Source organism: Undibacterium sp. GrIS 1.8, from assembly GCF_040544445.1.
Lineage (GTDB): Bacteria > Pseudomonadota > Gammaproteobacteria > Burkholderiales > Burkholderiaceae_D > Undibacterium.
This window is the reverse complement of record NZ_JBEONQ010000101.1, coordinates 1-4936: the sequence shown is the minus strand read 5'-3', so window position 1 is coordinate 4936 and position 4936 is coordinate 1. Positions and strand designations below refer to the sequence as shown.

General features: G+C 43.7%; 4 protein-coding genes. 1 reads left to right on the top strand and 3 read right to left on the bottom strand.

Going from position 1 to position 4936, the window contains the following annotated elements:
* Positions 1-298: 298 nt before the first annotated feature.
* Both recX and recA read right to left on the bottom strand, forming a co-directional pair.
* A complete protein-coding gene (gene recX, locus AAKU64_RS22115) occupies positions 299-760 on the bottom strand; it encodes a recombination regulator RecX (protein ID WP_354335243.1) in 462 nt (153 codons plus the stop codon).
* Between the two features lie 203 nt (positions 761-963).
* Positions 964-2058 (bottom strand): recombinase RecA, encoded by a 1095-nt coding sequence (recA, locus tag AAKU64_RS22110; protein ID WP_354335241.1) that lies wholly within the window; start codon positions 2056-2058, stop codon positions 964-966.
* Between the two features lie 831 nt (positions 2059-2889).
* Between recA and AAKU64_RS22105 the strand changes: the two genes are divergently transcribed.
* Positions 2890-4098 (top strand): DUF2252 family protein, encoded by a 1209-nt coding sequence (locus tag AAKU64_RS22105; protein WP_354363052.1) that lies wholly within the window; start codon positions 2890-2892, stop codon positions 4096-4098.
* A 158-nt stretch (positions 4099-4256) separates the two neighbouring features.
* Here the strand turns inward: AAKU64_RS22105 and AAKU64_RS22100 are convergent, their stop codons facing one another.
* Entirely contained in the window at positions 4257-4793 is a 537-nt protein-coding gene (locus AAKU64_RS22100) for a DUF7482 domain-containing protein (RefSeq protein ID WP_354363051.1), read from the bottom strand.
* Between the last annotated feature and the right edge of the window lie 143 nt (positions 4794-4936).

Here is a 4936-nt window from a genome sequence, read left to right as displayed (position 1 = left end):
TTACAACGGGCAGTCAATCATCTCAATCATCGCCCTAGGAAATGCCTAGGCTATCGAACGCCGTTTGAGGTTTTTTATAATTTGGATATACTCCCACTAAAACTTACCTCCCGTTGCTCTTCGTAGCTGAATCCGCCTAGCCAATTACCCAATGATTCTCTGGAAGATTAAAATATACTCACCCAGAGTAGTATTTTTAATAATATAAACGGAAAGACTTTACCGAAAATATAATTGCTCAATATTGCTTAATATTTCTTAGAGCAAATCTTTATTATTTCCAAAAAACTCTAGACGCTTATTCATCAGCTTCTTCGTCACGAGGGGCGCGCATTGCGGTCTGAATTGCTTTGGAGGAAAATCCTCGCTGCTGCATAAAACGCGCTTGCTTTGCACGCTCAAGATGGTCTGCGGCGGAATGAGGGAATTTTCTGTGTAGTACATCGATCGCACGACTCAACTCTGATTCCGTCAACTCAGCTTTAACGCGATCAATTTCTTGCCCGTCCATCTGGTGGCTCTGTAATTCGGCGAGTATTCGTTGGTTGCCGAAACGTGCTGCACGGCGATTTACCAACGAATCTGCAAAGCGCTCGGCTGACAGATATTTGGCAGTTTCTAACCAATCAAGCAACACCGAGACATCTTCGCCTTCTTGTGCATGAGGCTGAAGCTTACGCTCCAATTCCATCCGGCTATGTTCTCGCATAGAGAGATAACGTAGCGCTCTGGCTTTTAAACTGATTTTTAATTTAGCCATCGTTAAATATCACGGAATATCGATACAATAAAAAACCGGAATATGCTTGTATTAGAAGCATATTCCGGCTTGACCTTTTTGACTTGAGTTTTTGACTCAATGGCCGCCGCCATTACATGATTTGCTTAGGCTATTTCGCCAGTCACTTAGCGAGTTTGTGACTAATGAGTTTGCGGTATCAGAATGAAAAACTTACACTAAGCCTATTCAGCCTTCTCCGCTTTTTCAGCTTTTTCTGCTTTTGCTGGTTTTGATTTAGTTTTTTCTGTCACTAACTCTTGCAACAACGGTACTTTTAAATGCACACGAACTTTGTTTTCAATCTCATGCGCGAGTGCCGGGCGCTCGCTCAAGAAACTGCGTGCATTATCTTTACCTTGCCCAATGCGTTCACCATTGTAGCTATACCAGGCACCCGCTTTTTCTACAATCTTGGCATCGGCGGCCAAATCTAAAATCTCGCCTTCGCGGGAGATGCCTGCGCCGTACAAGATATCAAAATGCGCTTCTTTGAATGGAGGCGCTACTTTATTTTTCACTACTTTAACTTTGGTTTCGTTACCGATGACTTCATCACCGGCTTTGATGGAACCTGTACGGCGAATATCCAAACGAACCGATGCGTAAAACTTCAATGCGTTACCGCCAGTTGTAGTTTCCGGGCTACCAAACATGACACCAATTTTCATCCGTATCTGATTAATAAAAATAACCAATGTATTAGTACGTTTGATGCTGCCAGTAAGTTTGCGCAAAGCTTGTGACATCAGACGCGCTTGCAAACCTGGCAAAGAATCACCCATATCGCCTTCGATTTCAGCACGAGGTGTAAGCGCAGCGACTGAATCGATGACGATCAGATCGACACTGCCTGAACGTACCAGAGCATCCGTAATTTCTAGTGCTTGCTCGCCGGTATCTGGTTGTGAAATCAGCAAATCAGATAAATTAACGCCTAGTTTTTGCGCATAGCCCACATCCAGAGCGTGCTCCGCATCAATAAATGCGCAAGTGCCGCCCAACTTTTGCATCTCTGCAATGACTTGCAATGTCAGCGTTGTTTTGCCGGAAGATTCTGGACCATAAATCTCAACGACGCGACCGCGTGGTAAACCGCCTACGCCCAAGGCAACGTCCAGTCCCAAAGAACCCGTGGACACGACTTGTACTTCTTCTACCACTTCGCCATCGGCCATCCGCATGACAGAACCTTTGCCAAATTGTTTTTCAATCTGTGCCAATGCGGCGGCTAAAGCTTTGCTCTTGTCTGAGCCGGTATCGGATTTTTTGTCGTCCATAATTTCTTTCAGGTATGTTGCGCTTTATGATTTTTTGAAATGTGCCGATGGATTTTTACAAAAATCAGCAGGTTTTCTACATCTGACGATACTGTATAAAAAATCAGTGATTTATGCAAGCAGGATTTTAAAGAATATTGACTAATTATGTAATTAGTCAATGCTTCTTTAATCTTATCAGTTTGTTCAAGACCACTACAAACAAGATCAAAAAAACAACTAACGACATATATTACGGGGTAAAAATTATGTCGATTTATAAGTTGGTTATATACGGTGGAGCCTGCTGGCGCTACTAAAGCGGCGAATAACACCAGTAGCGTTGGTGCTGTGATCGAAAGCGTTAGTTATACGCAATCGATAGTCTGCTGATGCGATTAGAACATCGATATAGCTAAGTGCGGCAGCACGCAGACGAAGTGAAGCAAATCCTTTATCTTCTATGAAAAATCGCACCTATCGTAAAAACATCTATTCCATTGATCAGTTTTTAAAAAACGACTTAATACTTGGTGAAATATCTTGATCTGTCAGCGCAAGATAGACATGTTTGATCAAAGTGGGGATTGATTAATGCAACGGTTAAGGCGAAAACAGATTTAACTATTTGCTCTATCAAGTTTAAATTACATTGGAATTTCATATTGGCACGATCTCTTTAACAAGGCCTCTTCAAGCTTTTTCTGCTTTCGCGGAATAAATTCTGGATGGGCATATGCTAGTTTTTAGGCAAGTACATTGCTAACCTGCATCAAGGGAGGTAACACCCCATCGCCAGCATAATCTATTAACTTTTTTTCTATACCAATTTTGAAAGTGCATCGACCATATATGAAACGAAAGCATCACCTTCCTCAGACCGCTGATCGGGCAACTATCTTAGCCCATACCCGGAATCTCAAAATGACTAGCTCCGCAAGTGCTTATGTACGCGGTAGTACCTCAAAATTTTACGAATGGCTTGAAACAGCCAGTATGGGGAAAATACCCGAAGGACCACCTATCTGGATCTGTGGAGATTGCCATATAGGCAATCTTGGTCCAGTCGCCGATATTGATGGCAAAGTTGATTTTCAAATCCGGGACTTTGATCAAGCGGTGATCGGCAATCCGGCACATGATCTGGTGAGGCTGGCACTATCTCTTGCTTTTGCTGCTCGCGGCTCGAATCTGCCCGGGATCATGACAGCGAGTATGCTGGAGGTGCTAATGGATGGGTATACCTCACAATTTGTGATTGGCGATGAGACACCAGTGCCAGTGCCAGCGGTAGTCCGAGCTTCAATGAAAGTAGCGCGACATCGTACCTGGAAACACCTCGCAAGAGAACGTATTACAGATGCCAGACCGCATATCCCGCTTGGCAAAAAATTCTGGCCTATTTTAGCTAAAGAACAAAACGCAATTCAATCTGTCTTTAAGAAAGGAAATGCTATCAATCTGGTAAATAAGATTCGCAGCAGAAATCTTGAAGATAGTGTTGGTCTTTTAGATGCCGCATATTGGGTCAAAGGTTGTAGCTCACTGGGTCTGTTGAGATACGCTGTGCTCCTGGATGTTGATGATACCAAGACTAAAAAGCAGGAAATTTGTCTGATGGATATTAAAGAAGCAGTAGCAGCAAAAGCACCACGGTATGCAGACAGCGGGATGCCACTAGTCAATGCTGAACGTGTAGTGAAAGGTGCCAGGAATCTCTCACCAAATCTTGGCAAGCGCATGATGACCGGACGCATATTAGGCAAATCGGTCTTTGTAAGGGAACTTAGGCCAGAGGATCTTAAATTAGAAATCGACGAATTATCTCCACGAGAAGCTGTAAAAGTTGCACGTTATGTCGGCGCCATAGTTGGTAAGGCTCATGCAAGACAAATGGATGAATCAGTTGCACTAGATTGGTTTAAAGAATTGACACGTAATCCATCTAGCAAGGGGGCGCCCAATTGGCTGTGGAAGTGTACGGTAGAGTTAGCGGCGCTACACGAAGCAGCATATTTAGATCATTGCAGGCGTTACGTCTCGACTCAAATTGATGATTAGATAGCTACAAGCTAATCAAGGATCGATCCTTCAATCTTTTCTGAACAGTATTCACTGAACAAAAAATAAGAGATATGACAAAAACGGGCGATTTAGAATTAGGCAAATGAAGCCTTTAATTTGACTTGTTCAGTTCAAAGTCACTGGAATACCAATTATTATTTAATATGTATTTGCAGCCCATTCAACAAACCCTCTTTAGCTGAATACAAAATTGGGCAGTTGACGACAATTTTGGTGGGTGTCAGGTCGACTAACTGCTTCTCTGTTGCATCCAGAACCTCTTCTTCTGATTTCAGTACATGGGCTTTTGTTGTATCGCGCCAGGTGACCATGTAGACGACCCATAATGGCGTGTATGCCTCGCTTTTATTGCGGTAGCCGACGCTCTCTGGTGCGGAGGGAAATACGCTGCCTTGATCAAAATTACTCAATTTATAGACGCGGTCTACTGCCGATGGTTGACCCGGCACTGGCGCACGCAACACATTAGATAGGCGCGATACGTAATTGGTATCAGCCTGTTGTGCCATCTTTTGATCGGACATGTCTGTCGAGATGTAATGCACCAGATGGCCTTGATACCAACCCGCTAGTAAGGGAATTTCTACCGTAGCGACCGATTTTTCATTGAGCTTGCTGAGATCGCTATTTGTATCCGGTGCGGCGTAGCCAGCCTGGCTGGTGAACATCATGCTAAGCGCAATCGCACATGCGGCGGTGCCGAGCTGGTTGAATTGAGTTAGGACTTACGCAAAAACAAGAGAATTGTAACAAGATGTAAAGACGTAAACCTAAAAAAGAAAACGGGTGTGTACAGTTCTGGACATGCCAAAAC

Excerpts from the sequence above, each read along its gene's own strand:
- AAKU64_RS22100 (WP_354363051.1), bottom strand. The coding sequence starts at position 4,793 with ATGATGTTCACCAGCCAGGCTGGCTACGCCGCACCGGATACAAATAGC.
- recX (WP_354335243.1), bottom strand. The coding sequence starts at position 760 with ATGGCTAAATTAAAAATCAGTTTAAAAGCCAGAGCGCTACGTTATCTC.
- AAKU64_RS22105 (WP_354363052.1), top strand. The coding sequence starts at position 2,890 with ATGAAACGAAAGCATCACCTTCCTCAGACCGCTGATCGGGCAACTATC.
- recA (WP_354335241.1), bottom strand. The coding sequence starts at position 2,058 with ATGGACGACAAAAAATCCGATACCGGCTCAGACAAGAGCAAAGCTTTA.